Origin of the sequence: Rhizomicrobium electricum (assembly GCF_011762045.1) — a bacterium.
In the GTDB taxonomy this organism is placed as follows: domain Bacteria; phylum Pseudomonadota; class Alphaproteobacteria; order Micropepsales; family Micropepsaceae; genus Rhizomicrobium; species Rhizomicrobium electricum.
Genome location: NZ_JAASQS010000006.1, coordinates 125216 through 142673, shown reverse-complemented (window position 1 = coordinate 142673; position 17458 = coordinate 125216). Strand labels below are relative to the sequence as shown.

The window sequence follows — 17458 nt, the reverse complement described above, 5'->3', positions numbered from 1 at the left end:
AAAAGGGGAAACCATGACAGTCTTGAAGAAGATCGTGGCCGCAACGGCGGTCATCGTCGTTTGCGCCGTCGGCGCAGCGGCCGCCGACACTGCACTTGCGCCGGTCCGCGTCGACAGCGGCCTCGTCGCCGGCACGACGCGCGACGGTATCAATCGCTATTTCGGCATTCCCTATGCCGCTCCGCCGGTGGCCAATCTGCGCTGGCAGGCGCCGCAGCCGGCCAAGCCCTGGACCGGCGTGCGCAAGGCGGATGCGTTCGGGCCGGTGTGCCGGCAGACCGTCGACTGGATCAAGGAGCCGCAAAGCGAAGACTGCCTCAGCCTCAACGTCTGGGCGCCGGCCAAGCCCGGCAAATATCCGGTGATGGTGTGGATTCACGGCGGCGGCTTTCATGGCGGCTCGGGCTCGCAGATGGGTCCCGACGCCGGCAACGGCATCGTCGCCCATGACGTGATCCTGGTGTCGATCAATTATCGCCTCGGCGTGCTGGGCTTCTTTGCCCATCCCGAACTGTCGGCGGAATCGCCGGACAAGGGCTCCGGCAATCAGGGCATTCTCGATCAGATCGCGGCGCTCAAATGGGTGCAGAAGAACATCGCGGCGTTCGGTGGCGATCCCGCCAACGTCACGATTTTCGGGGAATCCGCGGGCGGCTCCTCGGTGGCGTTGCTCACCATGTCGCCCAAGGCCAAGGGTCTGTTCCATCGCGCCATTGCCGAAAGCGGCACGGCCGACGGGCTGGAGCCGAAAGCGGCGGCGGAAAAACGCGGCGCCGATTTCGCCAAGGCGCAAGGCGCGGGAACTCTGGCCGATCTGCGCAAGAAGGATGTCGAGACGCTGATCCGTCAGCCCTGGCAGAACTTCGTCAACAACGATGGCGCCGCGCTGCCCGCCGATATGGCGGCGGTTTATCAAAGCGGGGCCTACAATCGCGTGCCGATGATGACGGGCTGGAACGCCGACGAAGGTGTCGATCTGGTCTCCGAGTTCTTCGGCAGCAAGACCGTCACGCCGGCGCTCTACAACGCCGCGGTGGAAAAGCTCGTCGGTCCGCAATTGGCGGTGCAGATCCGCAAAATCTATCCGGGCAATACCGATGCCGAAGCCGGCACGTCGGCGATGCATCTGGTCACCGACATCATGGGATTCTCGGCGTACCGTTGGTCCGGCCTGCACGCCGCCCGCAAGAGCGAGCCGGTTTACACCTACTTCTACGTCCATTCGCCGGCGGATCCGGTCACGCCGTGCGGTTACGGCTGCAAAGCCGGGCATGGCGCCGAGATCAGGTTTGCTTTCGATCAGTTGGCGCTCGACAAGCGGGCGTGGACGGCCGACGACAAGATGATGGCCGACCGGCTGGTGCGCTATTGGACCAATTTCGCCAAGACCGGCAATCCCAATGGCGACGGTCTGCCGAAGTGGCTGACGTTCGACGGCGCACCGGCAAGCGTGGCGGTGCTGGGGACCGATGCCGAGATCAAGGAACGCGGCAGCTTCCCGGATTTCCGGGCCTACATCGCCGCGATGCAGCCTTAACGGTACAAACGGCGGGTGTCGGGGAGATCCGGCGCCCGCCGGAGCACTTTATGCAAGCGCTCGCGCGGCGGGCCGCTGGATGGGAAGGCGGCTTAGCGCGGGCTGCGCTTCGCCAGAATCCGCTGCAGGGTGCGGCGGTGCATGTTGAGGCGGCGGGCGGTCTCGGAGACGTTGTGGCCGCACAGTTCGTAAACGCGCTGGATATGTTCCCAACGGACGCGGTCGGCGCTCATCGGATTTTCCGGCGGCTTCGGCTTGGAGCCGGGGGCGGCGAGCAGCGCGGCGGTGATGTCGTCGGCGTCGGCAGGCTTGGGAAGATAGTCGATGGCGCCGTATTTCACGGCGGCGACGGCGGTGGCGATGTTGCCGAACCCGGTCAGGACCACGACGCGGCTGTCGGGGCGAACGGTGTGCAGGGTTTCGACCACGTCGAGACCGTTTCCGTCTTCGAGCTTGAGGTCGACCACCGCATACGCCGGCGGGGTCTCTTTGGCGCGCGCTTTGCCGTCGGCTACGCCTTCGGCGATCGTCACCACGAAGCCGCGCGTTTCCATGGCGCGGGCCAGACGTTCGCGCAAGGGGCGATCGTCCTCGACAATCAAAAGTGTTTTATCTTCCATCATTGTTCTTCTTCCTTACGCCTGTCGCACATAGGCCTGGTTGCAGGCCTGGTCAATCCTCTTCGCCCTGTTCGGGTGTCGTCTCGCCGTCGATCGAGCCACGCGGCCACGACACGCTGACGCGTGCACCGCCTCCGGGTGGATTCAAGGCTTTGACACTACCCCCGGTCTGCTCGAGCAAGGTCTTGGCAATGAAAAAGCCGAGGCCCATGCCTTCATGCTTGCCGATCTTGGAGGCCGGCGGCCCGATTTCGGTTTCGCCCACGGCATGATCGCCGGGACGCGACGTGATGTAGGGCTCGCCGATTTTTTCATAGATGTCAGGGGCAAAGCCGGGGCCGTCATCTTCGACGGTGACTTTCAGGGCGGTCGGCGACCACGACGCCTCGATCCGTACCCGCGAGCGGGCGAAATCGGCGGCGTTCTCGATGATATTGCCGAGGCCGTGCAGCAGTTCGGGTGCACGCCATACTTGCGGCTGGGGAATTTCGCGGTCCGAGGGAACGGCGGTAATGACGATTTCGAGTTCTTCGTCGCGATACTGGTCGGCAAGATCGTCGAGCAAAGCGCAGATCGGCAGACGGCCCGTGCCGCCGAGCATCGGTTCGTCGGGACGCGCCAGTTTCATCAGGATCATGCGGCAGCGCTCGGCCTGGCTGCGCAACAGGCGGGCATCCTGGGCTTCGGGCGATCCGGCCGGCAAAGCGCGTTCGAGTTCGTGAGAGACGACCGCGATGGTGCCGAGCGGGGTGCCGAGTTCATGGGCCGCCGCGGTTGCCAGCGCGCCGATGGTCGACAACCTTTGCTCGCGCGACAGCGCCAGCTGGGTGGCGGCGAGACCGGCCGACATGCGGGCGCCTTCCGACGCGATGCGCCAAGCATAAACCGAGGTGAAGCCGATCCCGAGCACCAGCGAGGCCCAGGTCCCGGCCAGATAGAGCGGCGGCAGCACCACGTGCGGTTGATGCATGTCCCACGGCAGCGGCTCATGCACCACGGCGATGACCGACGCGGCCGTCAGCGCGATGGCGCCGAGGATCATGGTGTTGCCGAGGTTGAGGGTCGAGGCCGCGATCACCACCGGTGCGATGAACATCAGCGCGAAGGGATTTTCGATGCCGCCGGTGAGATAGAGCAGAGCGGCCAGCTGCAGCACGTCGATGGCGAGATAGACGGTCGCTTCGCGGTTGGTCAGGCGATGGCTGGCCGGATAGCGGAATGCGAGCACCAGATTGAGCCCGGCGCTGAACAACACGCAGGCAAGACACTGTGCGATGGGCAGGGGATAGCCGAAACCGAAATAGACCAGGAACAAGGCCACGGTCTGACCGCCGGTCGCCATCCACCTTAGATTGGTAAGAGTTCTCAGTCTCACCCGGCCGCGCAAAGCGGAGGCCGGAGCCATAGGCAACGCCCGTGGTGTGGCGTGGTCTCCGTCCGGGCTCTCTGCCGTCTGCGACATGTATTCCATGCCTCTATCAGCCTTGGGTGCGACCAGAAGTGCAATACGTAATGATCCGCACGACTTAGCTGACGAAAAGCGCCCACTTCCGGTCCATTACCGGACGGGTCTTGGGGGCTTTAGTGCGGCAAACTGGCAAATTTGTGTCCACCGCTGTCATACTCCCCAGAAAACACCTGGATTTTGCGTGTACGGTAAAATGTGATCGTATCTGCAATTGCAAATCAGAAGCGATACACCCAATTACACCGACGGCACGGCCAGCCCAGCGAGGGCGGCGGCCGCAATCAATGTATTGCGCATCAGGCAGATGATCGTCATCGCCCCGACCCCGCCGGGGACCGGCGTGATGTGTCCGGCGCGTTCGACGGCTTCGGCGAAGGCGACATCGCCGACCAGCTTGGTCTTGCCTTCGGCAGCAGGCACACGGTTGATACCGACATCGATCACGGTGGCGCCGGGTTTGACCCAGTCGCCGCGGACGAATTCGGGCTTGCCGATCGCCGCCACCAGGATGTCGGCGCGGCGGCAGACCTCGGCGAGGTCGCGGGTCTTGGAATGGGCCATGGTCACGGTGGCGTTGGCCGCCTGCAGAAGCAGCGCCGCCGGCTTGCCGAACAACAGCGAGCGGCCGATCACCAAGGCTTCGAGACCGGCCACAGCGCCGATGGTTTCCTTGAGCAGGATCATCATGCCGGCCGGCGTGCACGACACCAGTTTGGCGCGTCCCGACAGCAACAGACCCGCATTGGTGGGCGTCAGGGCATCGACGTCTTTGGCGGGATCGAGCACGTCGAGCACCGCCTGCTCGCGGATCTGCTTGGGCAGCGGCATCTGCACCAGGATACCGTGCACCGACGGATCGGCGTTGAGCGCACGCACCAGATCGAGCACCTCGGCTTCGCTCGCCGTTTCGGCGAGGTGGTGGTGCACCGACTTGAAGCCGAGCGCTTCGGCGGTCTTGTTCTTGTTGCGGACATAGACTTCCGACGCCGGATCGTTGCCGACCAGCACGGTGGCGAGGCCCGGCACCAGACCGTGTTCGGCCTTGAGGCGGGCGGTTTCCTCGATCAGGCGGGCTTTCAGTTTGGCGGCGTGGGCCTTGCCGTCGATCAGCGCTGCGGTCATTTCGTTACCCCCTCAAGACGGGCGGCGAGCACGGCCGTATCGCCCGCGATTTCCACACGTTTCAAGCGCGCCGTGGCGCCCGCAACAATTCTTATCGTCGATTTTGGCACGCCGAACCGGTCGGCCAGAAGAGCCACCAGGGCAGTATTGGCCTTGCCGTCTTCGGGGACGGCGCGGACGCGGGCTTTCAGGTGTTCGGACCCGTCGGAGGCGGCTTCCCAGCCTTCCACGGCATCGCGTCCGCCTTTGGGCGTCAGCCGGACGTGAAAGCTGACGGCCCCGCCGGCGATGCGAACGCGGTCCGCCATGTCATCAGAACGGGAAGCGGAAATAGAGCCAGACCACCAGCTTCTGCAGGAAGATGATGGCGATGAACACCACGATCGGCGACAGGTCGAGACCGCCGAGGGTCGGCAGGAAGCGGCGCACCTGACGGAACACCGGCTCGGTCAGGACGTCGAGGAAACGGACCACACTGCGCACGATATTGTTGTGATAGTTCACCACGTTGAACGCCAAGAGCCAGCTCATGATCACGGCCGCCAGGACGATCCAGGAATAGATGTCGAGCAGGGTGACGATCAGCCAGATGACGGGATTGATCGGGGGATAGAACATCGCGTTCGCGGCTCCGGTTGAGGCCTTGGGGACTACCCTGTTTCGGCCCACTCCCGCAAGCAGTGGCAGCAGGCGGGGTAAATCAATTGATGGTGGGCAATTGGTTGGCTTGCCGGGCCGTAGCGCGCGGCAACCAGAAAAAGGGCCGGCCTGGGCGGCGAGTAGCGCGCAGCGTACGAGCGCGCGGCACGAGGAATGCCCGGAACAACTTTTTCAGGGATGGAACAGGCTTGCCGAGCCGTAGCTCGCGGCAGACGGCCCGCCTTCGCCGAACTGGCTACGGCGCGGCAGCCTTCTCTCGCTTCGCGAGCGAAGGCTGGTGGAGCTGAGCGGAATCGAACCGCTGGCCTCTTCATTGCGAACGAAGCGCTCTCCCAACTGAGCTACAGCCCCTAGCCGGGTCCCCGGTCGCCAAAGATGCGGCCGGGATGGGGCGCGTATGTAGAAAGCGGGCCCTCCCGCTGTCAAGCATCCCCTTGCAACCGTCTTGTCGCGCAGCGGTTTTTCTAGCGATGGCACCCCGCACCGACCCGGCTTTCGCTCCAAATCCGCACAGCCTCCGCGGTCTCGCCCAGGATTTGGCCCTGTGCCGGCGCTGCCCGCTCTACGCCAATGCCACCCAGGTGGTCCCCGGCGAAGGCTCCCGAGCCCCCCTGATGCTGGTCGGCGAGCAGCCCGGCAACGACGAGGATCTGGCCGGGCGGCCGTTCGTCGGACCGGCCGGAAAACTCCTGAACCAGGCCCTCGCCGAGGCCGGGATCGCCCGCGACAAGACCTTCGTCACCAACGCGGTCAAGCACTTCAAATTCATCCCGCGCGGCAAGCGGCGGCTGCATCAGCGGCCCAGTGCCGAAGAGTTGGCGCTGTGCCGCTGGTGGCTGGAGCTGGAAACCAAGCTCGTGGCGCCGGTCCTGATCGTCGCCTTGGGCGCCAGCGCGGCCCGCAGCGTGTTCGGGCGGCCGGTGACGGTCGGCAAAGTGCGCGGACAAATCCTTGAGGCCGGCGGCACCAAGGCAATGGCGACGATCCATCCCTCGTTCCTCTTGCGCATGCCCGATCCCGACGCCCGACGGCGCGAATACGCCGCCTTGGTGAAGGACCTCGTGACCGCGCGCGTTCACTTGCCGGCATAGCGCACCCGCCAGACGGTGCGGCCCTGGTCGTCGGCGATCAGCAGACTGCCGTCGCGATCGACCAGCAGCCCGGCCGGGCGTCCCCACACCTGCGGCGGCTGTTTTCCGCCCGACCAGAATCCGGTGGCGAAAGCGATGGCGCCCTTGTCGGGCCGTCCGTTGCGAAACGGAATCCGCACCACTTTGTAGCCGGTCGGCTGGGCCGAATCCCAGGAGCCGTGCAGCGCCACGAAGGCGTTGCCGCGATACGCCGCCGGAAACTGCGTGCCGTTGTAGAAAACCAGTCCGAGCGCAGTCGAATGCGCCGGAAACAGCACGTCGGGAGTCTTGGTTCGCTTCACCAGATCGGGCCGTTTGGCACCGAACTGAGGATCGGGATGAGGCCCGGCATAGGCATATGGCCAGCCGAAGAAATCGCCCTCCTCTACCCTCGTGAAGAAATCCGGCGGCAGACCGTCGCCATAGCCGTCGCGTTCGTTGGCGGTGATATAGAGACGATCCGTACCCGGATAAAATGCGATGCCGACCGGATTGCGCAAGCCCGATGCGAACGTCTTCATATGGCCGCCGGGCAGCACCTTCTGGATCGTCGCTTGCGGCGGCTTTTCTTCGGCGACGTTGTTGGCGCTGCCGATGGCGATGTAGAGCGCGCCGGCCGGATCGAAGGCGATGTCGCGGGTGATGTGATAGGTCCTGGCGCCGAACGAATCCTTCGTCACGCGCGTGCGTTTTTTGGTTTCGAGATCGATCCGCCACACCGTTTCGAGATCGCCGACATAGAGCGCGCCGTCCTTCACCGCGAGACCATGCGGATACTGAAACCCCGTCAGATACGGCGTGGCGCGGCCGTTTTTGAGCAGCGTGATTTTGTTGGCATGCGATTCCGCCACGAAGACGCCGCCGTCCGGCGCCAGCGCCATAAAGCGCGGATTGGCGAGGTTGGTGACATAGGGTTCGGCGATAAACCCCGGCGGCACGTCGGGCACGACACCGTTCGGCCGCGCGATCATGTTGCCGCCGTTGTCGGCTGCCGGAGTCGCAAACGGCTCAGGCAGATGCGCCGGATCGACCACGACGCGCTCGCCGGGACGCTCGGCGGCCTGCGCCATTCCGATGGCGCCGACCAGCATCAGAACGCGCTTCATTTGCCGGCGTAGCGGACGCGCCAGATGATGTTGGCGACATCGTCGGCGATCAAGAGGCTGCCGTCCTTGTCGACCAGAAGCCCGACCGGACGTCCCCAGACTTTCGGCGGCGTGGTTCCACTCGACCAGAATCCGGTGGCGAAGTTCTGATAGGCGTTCTGCGGTTTGCCGTTGGCGAACTTCACCCGCACCACTTTGAAGCCGGTCGGCTTGGCGGCATCCCAGGAGCCGTGCAGCGCCACGAACGCATTGCCTTTGTACTCGGCGGGAAACTGCTTGCCGTCATAGAAAGCGACGCCCAACGGCGCCGAATGAGGCTGGAACAGCACATCGGGCGTCTTGGTCTTCTTGACCAGATCGGGCCGTTTGCTGCCGAAATCGGGATCGGGGTGCGGGCCGATATAGGCATAGGGCCAGCCGAGGAAATCGCCCTTCTGCAGCCGGGTGAAATAGTCGGGCGGCAAGCCGTCGCCGAGACCGTCACGCTCGTTGACGGTGACGTAGAGATCGTTGCTGCCGGGATAGAGCGCGATGCCGACCGGATTGCGCGTGCCTGACGCGAACGTCGTCAAATGCCCGTCCTTGCCCACCACTTGCACGGTGGCGCGCGGCGCCTTTTCTTCGGAGACGTTGGAGGCGCTGCCGATGGCGAGATACAGCGTGCCGTCCGGCCCGAACGCGATAGTCCGGGTGCTGTGGCCGCCACGGCCGCCGAAGTCGTCCTTGGTGATCCGCGTCTTGGCTTTGGTGGCCGGATCGACCCGCCACACCGCCTCGAGGTCGCCGACATAGAGCGCACCGTTGTGGAAGGCGATGCCGCTGGGACCGGAAAATCCGGCGGCGAAATCGGACGCTTTGCCGTTGCGGATGACGCTGACTTTGCCGGCGCGGGTTTCGGTTACGTAGACGTCGCCGTTCGGCCCCAGCGCCAGGAAACGGGGATTGGCGAGACCGGTGACGTAAGGCTCGACCGTGAAGCCCGGCATCACTTTCGGCATCGCCTTGGCCGGGCGCGCTATCGTATCGGCATGGTTATCAACCCCCGGTGTCGCATAGGGAGCCGGCAATTTTGCAGGAGAAACCTGGAATTCCTGACCCGGCTGGTCCTCTGCCCCGGCCGGGAGCAAAACCGCCGCAAGGGCAAGGACCGCAAATCGCATTCTCATCGGAAGACCCCTTCACCAACGCTTTACCATGTTGGTCTAAACGCATAAGGCGATGAGAAGGACTCTTCTTCCCCTGGCAATTCTTGCGGCGGCCGCCCTGGCCGTTCCCGCCCCTGCCGTCGCCGCGGAAGGCGCGGCGGCGAGCGAAAAGTCCGCCGAAAAAGGCAAGAAGGACGACAAGAAGGCCGCGACCCACAAAATCACCCAGTCGGAAAGCTATCTTGGGATGGACCCGCTCTATACCTCCATCCTCGAAGGCAACCGGCCGCTGGGTCTGCTGATGGTCGGCATCGGCCTCGATATTCCCGACAAAGAGCTGCGCGACCGGGTCGAACGCGACATGCCGCAATTGCGCGACGGCTACGTCCGCAGCCTGATGGCCTTCACCGCCACCAATGTGCGCTCCTGGCGCCAGCCCGACGTGGCCGCGATCGCCAACCGCCTGCAGGACGTGACCGACCGTATCCTGAACAAGAAGGGCGCCAGAGTCCTGCTGGCCCAAGTGGCGATCCGGCTCAACAAGTAGCCAGCGCCGCGGCGATCGCCTCCAACGCCTGCGGATGCGATGCGACCGTCATGTGACGCGCTGCCACGACGACGTTGCGTCCGCCCGACGGCTCCGCCAGCCAGCATTGCTCGCGCAAAACGACGCCGTCCTTCAGTGCGTGCAGAGCGGTGACCGGAACCGGAAGCGGTTTTTCGATGTCATGCCGGCGCGCCACCCACACGGATACGTGAAGCGGGGATAGCACCGAAGCAAACGGCGCCAGAGGTGTCGTGACCGGAAAACGCACCGGACTGCAGAGCGTGATGACCGCACGGACCTGATCCGGATGACGACGCGCCAGGTCGCGTGCCAATGTCCCGCCGAGACTGACGCCGATCAGCGTCACCTTGCCCTCGCCCGACAACGCCGCGAGCCGGGTTTCGAGGCGGCGCATCAGCCGGCGCGTTGGCCCAGGATTGAACCAGATACCGGCCGTTGCGGGACGATAACCGCTGCGTTGAAGAAAAGCCTTGAGCCGCACCAGGGACCAGTCGCCGGACGAAAATCCTGGAATCAGCAGCACGCGATGCCCGTCGCCACGCGCGACAACGGATGATGGAGGCGGGGCCGGCCAAAGAGTCACGGCCATCCCGGCCGCAATCTCGCGCAGCCACGACGCCCATCCGATACCCGAACCGGCTGCTGGATAGACCGCTACGCGTTCTGGCATAATGTCCGTCCGGTTTGCGCAATAGTGACCCCACCCCGCACGGAAGTCCAATGACACGCCTGATACCCTGGTTATGCGCCGCCTTGAGCGGCCTGCTGATGTTCTTCTCGATGGGGCTTGCCGGAACGGTAGCGCCGGGCCTTGGAGTCTTATGGGTAGTTGCCCTTCTCGCGCCGGTGCCGGTGTTGTGGTTCGCGTTCCGCGCCGAACGAGGCTGGGCCGCATTCCTGGCCGCCTTCGCCGCCTCGGCGCTCGGCGCCTGCAACATCCTTCCGGCCTATGCCGGCGTGCTGCCGCCCGCGATCCTTGTACCGGCACTGCTGACGCCGGCTCTGGGCTTCGCTCTCGCCGTGGCCGGTGCGCGCTTCGTCGTGCGCCGCGTGGCGCCGATCAGCGGCGCGGTCGCGTTCGCCGCGTTGTGGACCGGTGTCGATTACCTGTTGTCGCTCGGACCCAACGGCGCCGCCTCGTCGCCCGCCTATGCGCAGATCGGCATGCCCGCGATGCTGCAGATCGCGTCGGTGTTCGGGCTGTGGGGCATCACCTTCGTGGTGGCTCTGTTTGCAGCCGCACTGGCGATGTTCGCCGCCACCAAAGAGCGCACGATGGCCGTGCTGGCGGTCGCCGTCCTGGCGCTCGATCTTGGTTATGGCGCCTACCGGCTTCAGACCGCGCCCGAGCGCACCAAGGTTACGGTCGGCCTTGCCGCCGACGACACGCTGGTGCCGCTCCGTTTCAAGGAAGACGAGACCAGCGCGCTCAAAGTGGTGAAGGCCTATGCCGGTGCCGGCAAAACGCTGGCGCAGCAACGGACCGATCTGATCGTGATTCCGGAGCGTGTCGCGGTGCTGAAGCCGGAATGGCGCGGCACGGCCAACGCCGACCTCGAAACCGTTGCCCATGGCGGCCATACCGCGGTGGTGATGGGGTTCGACGACCGCACGCCGCCCCGCAGCAATGCCGCGCTGTATTATTTCGCCAACGGCGCGGCACCGATCGCGTATGCCAAACGCCATCTCATCCCCGGTCTCGAATCCGTCTTCGAACCCGGCAAGAAAAGCTTCATGACCAGCGAATTCACCGGCGTCGCGGTCTGCAAGGATATGGATTTCCCCGCCAGCGTGCGCACGGAAGCGGTGCTGCAGCCTTCGCTTTATGCGGTGCCGGCATGGGACTTTGACAAAGACGGCGCTTGGCATGCCCGGCTGGCCATCATGCGTGGCGTCGAAAACGGCTTTGCCGTGGCGCGCGCCGCCAACAACGGACTTCTCACCGTCAGCGATGCGTATGGCCGCGTCATTGCCGCCAAAGCCACCGCCGGCGGCGGCATGGTCACGCTCCGGGCCGAGGTTGCGCGCGGGCCGGGACGCACGCTTTATGCCGATATCGGCGACGGACTCGCCTATATCGCGCTGGCGATGTCGTTCCTGCTTCTGGTCGTGGCGGTGGCGGCCTCCAAGCGGGCAGTGTAAGAAGCGGCATGACCGAGCCTCTCATTACCGCCCGCGGCCTGTCTCTGGTCGCCGGGCGGCTGACCATTCTCAACGACATATCGCTGGCCATTCACCGCGGCGAGATCGTCACCGTTATCGGCCCCAACGGCTCGGGCAAGACGACGCTGTTGAAGGCTCTGCTCGGTCTTATCCGCATCAAAGGCGAGATCGTGCGCCGTCCCGGTCTCAGGATCGGCTATGTGCCGCAGCAATATGCGCCCGATCCCAGCCTGCCGATGACCGTGCACCGGTTTCTCGATCTGTTTGCCGGACACGCCGCGGGCTGCGCGGCGCTCGAACGGGTCGGCATCGCCGACGCACACGACCGCCAGCTGGCGACTTTGTCGGGCGGAGAGTTGGCGCGCGTGCTGCTCGCCCGCGCCATCGCCGCCAAGCCCGATCTTCTGGTGCTCGACGAGCCGCTCAGCGGCGTCGATATTTCCGGCGAGGCGGCGCTTTATCATCTCATCGCCGACCTGCGCGACGAACTTTCCTGCGGCATCCTTCTGGTCAGCCACGATCTGCATGTGGTGATGGGCAAGACCGACCGCGTCGTCTGCCTCAACCATCATATCTGCTGCCAAGGCGCGCCCCATGCCGTGGCGCAAGACCCGGCCTTCCTCGAACTTTTCGGCGACCGGAGCGATCTCAAGCTTTATCCTCACCACCACGATCACGCCCATTCGCCGTCCGGCGCTGCCATCCATGATCATTGACGATTTCCTCTGGCGCGCCGGACTGGGCGCGAGTGTGCTGGCGGCCGCCTGCGGCCCGATCGGCTGCTTCATCCTGTGGCGGCGCATGGCCTATGTCGGCGAGTCGGTGGCGCATATGGGCTTGCTCGGAGCCGCGCTCGGCTTGTTGATGGGCGTCAACGCGCTGCTCGGCACCGCTGCGCTCGCGGTGATCGCCGCGCTGGTGATGGCGCGTGCCGCCGACCGCACCATTCCGGCCGGAACCTTTGTCGGCATCGTCGGTCATATCGGCCTGGCGCTCGGCTTCGTCGTGCTGTCGCTGATGGAAACCGTCCGCACCGACCTGCTGGGATATTTGTTCGGCGATGTGCTTGCCTTGACCGACCGCGACCTGATCGCCATCGCCGCAGTCGGGATTGTCGTGCTGGGCGTGACGGCCGTGATCTGGAAACCGCTGCTGCGCGCCGCCGCCGGAGGCCCGATCGCCGCCGCCGAAGGCGGCTCCAGTCCGCTGGCGCAGACCGGATTTCTGATCCTCACCGCCGTCCTGGTCGCGTTCGGCCTCAAGGTGGTGGGCGCACTGTTGATCGTCGCGCTTCTGATTATTCCGCCGGCGGCCGCCCGCCCGCTCGCCAAGACGCCGGAAGCGATGGCGATCAGGGCCGCGATTCTCGGCGCCGCCGCGGCACCGCTGGGTTTGGCCGCCTCGCTCGGCAGCGATGCGCCGGCCGGACCTTGCATCGTGCTGGCCGCCGGTGCGCTGTTCGCATTGACGTCCATCGCGGCTGCGATTTCCTCTTCCGCTTTGGCTAAAAAAGCGCGATAAATCAACCTCATCGGCGGCAGCGCCGCCGGGGGACTGGATGATTTTTCGCGACCGACCGTTTGCCGTTTGGGGCCTGCCGCTGGTCACGCTGCTGCTTGCATTGCTGGTGCTCGGCACCGATGCGAGCGGCGTGGCGACCCGCTTGCGCGGCTTGTTGTTCGATAATTTGGCGAGCGCGCGTCCGCGCACCTACCAGGATACGCGCGCTTACGGCCATCCGGTGAAAGTGCTGGAGGCCGATCCCTCCGCCATCGCCCGCTACGGCGCTTGGCCTTGGCCGCACGCCACGCTGGCCGGAATGGTCGATGCCCTGAAAAACCGCGGCGCGTATCTGGTGGTGTTCGTCGGCACCATCGACCGGCCCGATGCCGCGGCGGCCAGGAATCTCACCGCGCTGGTGCCGCCCGGACCCGCATATGATGCCGCCCGCCAGGCGCTGGAGCATCTGCCCTCGCCCGACACCGCGCTGACGACGGCCTTTGCCGGCGTGAAATCGGTCACCGGCTTCACCCTCGACGGCGATGCGCCGCCCGCCAATGTGGCGCTCAAATCGCAAGTGGCGTGGAGCGGCAGCCGCGATCCGATGCCGCGCGTTCCCGCGACCAGCCGGGCGGCCGGTTCGATCGAAGCGGTTCAGGCGGCCAGCACCGGGCTTGGCGCACTCAATCTGGCGGTCGATGCCGACGGCAAGGTCCGCCGCATGCCGCTGGTGTTCCGCTTCGGCGACAAAGCGTTGCCGAGCCTCGACGCCGAAGTGCTGCGCCTTGCCGAAGACAAACCGGTTCTGACGGTCAAGAGCGACGACGGCCAGAGCGGCCTGTTGGGCGGCCCGCCCGGCGTGCTGGGGGTGGAGACCGCACGCGGCCTGCTCGCCACGACGCCGGATGGCAGCATCTGGATGGCCTATGCCGGCGCCAATCCGGCCCGGATGATTTCCGCCGCCGCCTTGATGGACGGCACGTTGCCGCCGGACGCGGTGCGCGATGCGATCGTTTACATCGGCGCGCCCGACGCGATGATCCAGACCCCGCTGGGCCCGCGCCCGGTCGCCGAAGTCCACGCCGAAGCCGCCGAAGATCTTCTCACCGGCAGCATGCTGCGGCGTCCGCCGAGCGCGGGGCAGGCCGAACTCTTGTGCTTGGCGCTGTTCGGGCTTGGCTGTTCGCTGCTGATCGCCAAGTTCGGCGTGCGCTGGGCGGCCGGCTACGTCCTGCTCGTCACCGCCATCATCGGCACCGTCTCGTGGCGGCTTTATACCGGCAACGGCGTCTTGTTCGACGGCGTCGGACTGGCCGCCGGTCTGTGGGCCGTCTGGGCGACCGGCGCCGCGGCGCGGACGGTGGAAATTCTCTGGGTCCGTTCGTCGCTGAAGCGCGCCTTCACCGATGTGCTGCCGCCGCGGGTGATCGATCAGATCGCGCGCCGCCAGGGATCGATGAAGCTGGAAGGCGAAAGCCGCACCGTGACCTATCTCGCCTGCGGCGTGCGCGGCTTTGCCGAACTGGCCTCTTCGTTCCGCGGCGATCCGGCCGCGTTCACTCGGCTGATCCAGCGCGTGCTCGAGCCTTTGATGAACGAGGCGCTGGCGCATGGCGGCGCCATCGACAAACTGACCGCCGACGGTTTCACCGCCTTCTGGAATGCTCCGCTCGACGATCCCGAACATGCCGTGCATGCCTGCGAGGCGGCGATGGGCATGATGGAAGCCATTGCCCGCACCAACGAGATCATCACCCATGAGCGGCGCAGTGACGGGGTGGCGCTCGATCCGGTCGAGATCGGCGTCGGCCTTTCCAGCGGCCCGGCCATTGCCGGCGGCTTTAGGGTGCACGGCCGCACCGCCTATTCGGTCAACGGCGACTGCGCCGTCGTGGCCGTCAAGGTGCAGCAGCTTTCGGGGCAATACGGCCCGGCCGTGGTCGTCACCGAAGACACCCGCAAGGCCGCCGAGCGCGGCTTTGCCTTCCTCGAAGTGGATTTCATCGAGGTCGAGAACCACGACGGTCCGGTCAAGCTCTATGCCATGCTGGGCAATCCGGTGATGCGGGCGAGCCCGAAATTCCGGGCCCTGGCCACCTTCCACGTCCACATCTTCCAGTCGATGCGCGACCGGGAGTGGCACAAGGCCCGCGCTTTGATCGCCCAATGCCGCACGCTGTCGGGCGCCAGCCAGAAACTGTACGACCTGCACCTCGCCCGGATCGCCTATTTCGAGGCCAACCCGCCCGGCGAAGACTGGGACGGCGCCTTCCGCCCGATCCTGCAGTAACGCCCCCAGACCCGAAAAGAGAAATTCTGCCCGAGTGTTACCCCGCTTGATTGCGGTGCCGGGCCCTATCGGCTATAGCTCACCGCCCTGTCCGCACCCGTAGCTCAGCTGGATAGAGTGCTGCCCTCCGAAGGCAGAGGCCACAGGTTCGAATCCTGTCGGGTGCGCCAGTTTTCCCATGCCGCGTTTCAGAGATTGCGCTGGTTTTCCACGCACGGCACAGGCGCGTTGCCGGCGCTCCACCGCCGGTCGGCGCCGCCCCATCGTGGCCGTTACTTCAGCATGGCAACCAATGGCGCCTTGGGCGATGATCCCTTCACTCTGGGCGCCGGGCGCATCGCGTGGCTTTCGTGATGGGTGCGGCGTGGCGTTTCAGTCGGGCAAGGGAGACACGCGATGGGCAAGTCCGCAGGCAAGGCAGCATTGATCGGTATGGTGCTGGCGTTGGCCGGGTGTGCCGCTTTTTCCTCGCGTCCCGTCGGCAATCACAACGTTCCTCAGCCGGCAAAGCCGGTCGATCTAGGCCGTTATCTCGGCCGCTGGTACGAGCTTTACCGCTACGAGGCGCCGTTCCAGAAAGACTGCGAAGCGGTCACCGCCGATTACTCGCTGAATCCGGACGGCTCCATCCGGGTTCTGAACAGCTGCCGCCAGGGGACGGTGGACGGACCCTCGAAAAGCGCAACCGGCAAGGCGCGGGTTGCGGATACCGCCACCAACGCCAAGCTGAGGGTCACGTTCTTCTGGCCCTTCTACGGCGATTACTGGGTGCTCGACCATGATGCCGATTATCAGTGGTCGATCGTCGGCGAGCCATCGGGCCGCTATCTGTGGGTCCTGTCCCGCAGCCCCGAGCCGTCGAGCGATGCGCGCGCCATGCTGAAGCGCCGGGTCGAAGAGCTCGGTTATGATTGGGCCCTGGTGCGTCCCACCAAGCACCGGCCGGGGGCCTGATCGGGCGTTCGTGCCGGTCGTTTTAAGCTGCTCTCCGCTGCCGAATGACAACGTTGTCAATTTGGGAGCCGCCACCGCACCGAAAGCCGCGGCAGGACCGGAGATTCAGCGGATCGGAGCGGTCGAGTCCCGCAGCACCAGCCGGTACTCCAGCTTGCGAGCGACGTGCTCCGCGCCATGCTCGATCTCGTGGATCAGCATTTCCGCCGCCGCCGACGCCAGCGTGCCGACCGGTTGATATACCGAGGTGAGGGCCGGCCACATCGCGGCGGCGATCGGCGAATCGTCGAATCCCGCAATCGACAGATCGCGGGGCAGTTCGAGGCCCATGCGATACGCGGCCGTCATGACACCGGCGGCGACGTCGTCGTTGAAGCAAATGACCGCCGTCGGCCGGCGGGGTTGGGCCAGCAGGAGATCGCCGGCCCTGCCGCCGAAGCGCATGCTGTACACGCGATCGACGACCCATTCCGGCCGGATGGCGATGCCCCCCTCCCGCATCGCATCTTCGAAACCGGCGAAGCGAGCCGTGCTCGACAGGTGGTCGGGGGCGCCTTTGAAAAACGCGATGTCGCGATGGCCGAGCTTGATGAAATGGCGCGTCAGCTCGTAAGAGGCTTGCCGGTCGTCGATATAGACGTAGGACGACATTTCGAGGTGCTGATAAGGCGACACCCGCACAAACGGCACCCCTTTTTTCCGCAAAGCCTTCATCACGGAGAGATCGTCGGACAGCGGCGGCACCAGAAGAACGCCGTCGACGTTGGCATGCTCGACCATATCGACGATGTGCTTGGCGACGCCGGCTGCGCCGCTGCGTTGAACGTCGACGAAAAGGTGGTAGCCGGCCTCCTGGCTGCGCGCCATCGCCGTCATCTGGAGGCGGTTGAAGTAGGACGAAACTGCGAGGTTTTCCTCGCTGGTGAGCTCGAAATTCTCGGCGTCGGGCGAGGCGGTCGGCATGATGGCCATGGCGATGAGATGCGACCGTGCGCTGCGCAGCGAGCGCGCCCAGACGTTCCGCTTGTAGCCGAGGCGCGCAATAACCGCCTCGACCCGCTCGCGCGTCTCCTGCTTGACCGCGCCATCGCCGTTGACGACGCGCGCCACCGTCTTGAAGGCCACACCGGCCTCCCGCGCGATATCGACGATAGTGGGCGAGCGCCCCTCGCTAACCTGCTTTTTCATTCGGCCT

General features: G+C 65.4%; 17 protein-coding genes and 2 tRNA genes. 9 read left to right on the top strand and 10 right to left on the bottom strand.

From position 1 onward, the window contains the following. The first annotated feature begins 13 nt into the window (after positions 1–13). On the top strand, positions 14–1537 hold the full coding sequence (locus FHS84_RS13135; protein WP_166934983.1) for a carboxylesterase/lipase family protein: 1524 nt from the start codon (positions 14–16) through the stop codon (positions 1535–1537). Positions 1538–1629: 92 nt separating this feature from the next. Here the strand turns inward: FHS84_RS13135 and FHS84_RS13130 are convergent, their stop codons facing one another. The 6 genes from FHS84_RS13130 to FHS84_RS13105 all read right to left on the bottom strand — a co-directional run bounded on the left by FHS84_RS13130 (position 1630) and on the right by FHS84_RS13105 (position 5758). Continuing rightward, positions 1630–2160, bottom strand: a complete 531-nt coding sequence (locus tag FHS84_RS13130; RefSeq protein WP_166934981.1) for an ActR/PrrA/RegA family redox response regulator transcription factor — start codon at positions 2158–2160, stop codon at positions 1630–1632. A gap of 49 nt (positions 2161–2209) precedes the next feature. After that, entirely contained in the window at positions 2210–3562 is a 1353-nt protein-coding gene (locus FHS84_RS13125; protein ID WP_166934979.1) for an ActS/PrrB/RegB family redox-sensitive histidine kinase, read from the bottom strand. 300 nt (positions 3563–3862) lie between these two features. Further along, positions 3863–4747 carry a bifunctional methylenetetrahydrofolate dehydrogenase/methenyltetrahydrofolate cyclohydrolase FolD gene (gene folD, locus FHS84_RS13120; RefSeq protein ID WP_166934977.1) on the bottom strand — a complete coding sequence of 295 codons (885 nt, stop codon included), beginning with the start codon at positions 4745–4747 and terminating at the stop codon, positions 3863–3865. Beyond that, a complete protein-coding gene (locus FHS84_RS13115) occupies positions 4744–5055 on the bottom strand; it encodes a DUF167 family protein (protein ID WP_166934976.1) in 312 nt (103 codons plus the stop codon). The genes folD and FHS84_RS13115 overlap by 4 nt, the downstream gene beginning before the upstream one ends. Before the next feature lie 4 nt (positions 5056–5059). Then, entirely contained in the window at positions 5060–5365 is a 306-nt protein-coding gene (locus tag FHS84_RS13110) for a YggT family protein (RefSeq protein ID WP_208393860.1), read from the bottom strand. 317 nt (positions 5366–5682) lie between these two features. Beyond that, positions 5683–5758, bottom strand: a tRNA-Ala gene (locus FHS84_RS13105). 119 nt (positions 5759–5877) lie between these two features. Here FHS84_RS13105 and FHS84_RS13100 point away from each other — a divergent pair. Next, positions 5878–6498, top strand: coding sequence for a UdgX family uracil-DNA binding protein (locus tag FHS84_RS13100; protein WP_208393859.1), 621 nt, complete (start codon positions 5878–5880; stop codon positions 6496–6498). Here the strand turns inward: FHS84_RS13100 and FHS84_RS13095 are convergent. Continuing rightward, a complete protein-coding gene (locus FHS84_RS13095; RefSeq protein WP_166934971.1) occupies positions 6483–7643 on the bottom strand; it encodes a PQQ-dependent sugar dehydrogenase in 1161 nt (386 codons plus the stop codon). The genes FHS84_RS13100 and FHS84_RS13095 overlap by 16 nt on opposite strands. Further along, positions 7640–8809: a PQQ-dependent sugar dehydrogenase gene (locus FHS84_RS13090; RefSeq protein ID WP_166934969.1), complete on the bottom strand. Its 1170-nt coding sequence runs from the start codon at positions 8807–8809 to the stop codon at positions 7640–7642. The genes FHS84_RS13095 and FHS84_RS13090 overlap by 4 nt, the downstream gene beginning before the upstream one ends. A 52-nt stretch (positions 8810–8861) precedes the next feature. On the opposite strand from FHS84_RS13090, the gene FHS84_RS13085 reads away from it, so the two are divergent. Next, entirely contained in the window at positions 8862–9335 is a 474-nt protein-coding gene (locus FHS84_RS13085; RefSeq protein ID WP_166934967.1) for a hypothetical protein, read from the top strand. On the opposite strand, the gene FHS84_RS13080 is transcribed toward FHS84_RS13085, so the two are convergent. Then, positions 9325–10026, bottom strand: coding sequence for an esterase/lipase family protein (locus FHS84_RS13080; RefSeq protein ID WP_166934965.1), 702 nt, complete (start codon positions 10024–10026; stop codon positions 9325–9327). The genes FHS84_RS13085 and FHS84_RS13080 overlap by 11 nt on opposite strands. A gap of 50 nt (positions 10027–10076) precedes the next feature. Between FHS84_RS13080 and FHS84_RS13075 the strand changes: the two genes are divergently transcribed. The 6 genes from FHS84_RS13075 to FHS84_RS13050 all read left to right on the top strand — a co-directional run bounded on the left by FHS84_RS13075 (position 10077) and on the right by FHS84_RS13050 (position 16263). Beyond that, entirely contained in the window at positions 10077–11498 is a 1422-nt protein-coding gene (locus tag FHS84_RS13075) for a nitrilase-related carbon-nitrogen hydrolase (RefSeq protein WP_166934963.1), read from the top strand. A gap of 8 nt (positions 11499–11506) precedes the next feature. After that, entirely contained in the window at positions 11507–12235 is a 729-nt protein-coding gene (locus FHS84_RS13070; protein ID WP_166934961.1) for a metal ABC transporter ATP-binding protein, read from the top strand. Then, the gene (locus tag FHS84_RS13065; RefSeq protein WP_208393858.1) at positions 12225–13040 is read left to right on the top strand and encodes a metal ABC transporter permease; all 816 of its coding nucleotides are present in this window, start codon (positions 12225–12227) and stop codon (positions 13038–13040) included. The genes FHS84_RS13070 and FHS84_RS13065 overlap by 11 nt, the downstream gene beginning before the upstream one ends. A gap of 37 nt (positions 13041–13077) precedes the next feature. After that, entirely contained in the window at positions 13078–15309 is a 2232-nt protein-coding gene (locus FHS84_RS13060; protein WP_166934959.1) for a CHASE2 domain-containing protein, read from the top strand. Between the two features lie 93 nt (positions 15310–15402). Continuing rightward, positions 15403–15479: transfer RNA gene (locus FHS84_RS13055), tRNA-Arg, on the top strand. 226 nt (positions 15480–15705) lie between these two features. Beyond that, positions 15706–16263 (top strand): lipocalin family protein, encoded by a 558-nt coding sequence (locus FHS84_RS13050; protein WP_166934957.1) that lies wholly within the window; start codon positions 15706–15708, stop codon positions 16261–16263. 105 nt (positions 16264–16368) lie between these two features. Here FHS84_RS13050 and FHS84_RS13045 read toward each other — a convergent pair whose 3' ends face one another. Continuing rightward, positions 16369–17451 carry a LacI family DNA-binding transcriptional regulator gene (locus FHS84_RS13045; protein WP_166934955.1) on the bottom strand — a complete coding sequence of 361 codons (1083 nt, stop codon included), beginning with the start codon at positions 17449–17451 and terminating at the stop codon, positions 16369–16371. Positions 17452–17458: the final 7 nt, after the last annotated feature.

What these genes read in the sequence shown, in the direction of transcription:
- FHS84_RS13135 (WP_166934983.1), top strand. Translation starts at nt 14, where the DNA reads ATGACAGTCTTGAAGAAGATCGTGGCCGCAACGGCGGTCATCGTCGTT.
- FHS84_RS13130 (WP_166934981.1), bottom strand. Translation starts at nt 2,160, where the DNA reads ATGATGGAAGATAAAACACTTTTGATTGTCGAGGACGATCGCCCCTTG.
- FHS84_RS13125 (WP_166934979.1), bottom strand. Translation starts at nt 3,562, where the DNA reads ATGGCTCCGGCCTCCGCTTTGCGCGGCCGGGTGAGACTGAGAACTCTT.
- folD (WP_166934977.1), bottom strand. Translation starts at nt 4,747, where the DNA reads ATGACCGCAGCGCTGATCGACGGCAAGGCCCACGCCGCCAAACTGAAA.
- FHS84_RS13115 (WP_166934976.1), bottom strand. Translation starts at nt 5,055, where the DNA reads ATGGCGGACCGCGTTCGCATCGCCGGCGGGGCCGTCAGCTTTCACGTC.
- FHS84_RS13110 (WP_208393860.1), bottom strand. Translation starts at nt 5,365, where the DNA reads ATGTTCTATCCCCCGATCAATCCCGTCATCTGGCTGATCGTCACCCTG.
- FHS84_RS13100 (WP_208393859.1), top strand. Translation starts at nt 5,878, where the DNA reads ATGGCACCCCGCACCGACCCGGCTTTCGCTCCAAATCCGCACAGCCTC.
- FHS84_RS13095 (WP_166934971.1), bottom strand. Translation starts at nt 7,643, where the DNA reads ATGAAGCGCGTTCTGATGCTGGTCGGCGCCATCGGAATGGCGCAGGCC.
- FHS84_RS13090 (WP_166934969.1), bottom strand. Translation starts at nt 8,809, where the DNA reads ATGAGAATGCGATTTGCGGTCCTTGCCCTTGCGGCGGTTTTGCTCCCG.
- FHS84_RS13085 (WP_166934967.1), top strand. Translation starts at nt 8,862, where the DNA reads ATGAGAAGGACTCTTCTTCCCCTGGCAATTCTTGCGGCGGCCGCCCTG.
- FHS84_RS13080 (WP_166934965.1), bottom strand. Translation starts at nt 10,026, where the DNA reads ATGCCAGAACGCGTAGCGGTCTATCCAGCAGCCGGTTCGGGTATCGGA.
- FHS84_RS13075 (WP_166934963.1), top strand. Translation starts at nt 10,077, where the DNA reads ATGACACGCCTGATACCCTGGTTATGCGCCGCCTTGAGCGGCCTGCTG.
- FHS84_RS13070 (WP_166934961.1), top strand. Translation starts at nt 11,507, where the DNA reads ATGACCGAGCCTCTCATTACCGCCCGCGGCCTGTCTCTGGTCGCCGGG.
- FHS84_RS13065 (WP_208393858.1), top strand. Translation starts at nt 12,225, where the DNA reads ATGATCATTGACGATTTCCTCTGGCGCGCCGGACTGGGCGCGAGTGTG.
- FHS84_RS13060 (WP_166934959.1), top strand. Translation starts at nt 13,078, where the DNA reads ATGATTTTTCGCGACCGACCGTTTGCCGTTTGGGGCCTGCCGCTGGTC.
- FHS84_RS13050 (WP_166934957.1), top strand. Translation starts at nt 15,706, where the DNA reads ATGGGCAAGTCCGCAGGCAAGGCAGCATTGATCGGTATGGTGCTGGCG.
- FHS84_RS13045 (WP_166934955.1), bottom strand. Translation starts at nt 17,451, where the DNA reads ATGAAAAAGCAGGTTAGCGAGGGGCGCTCGCCCACTATCGTCGATATC.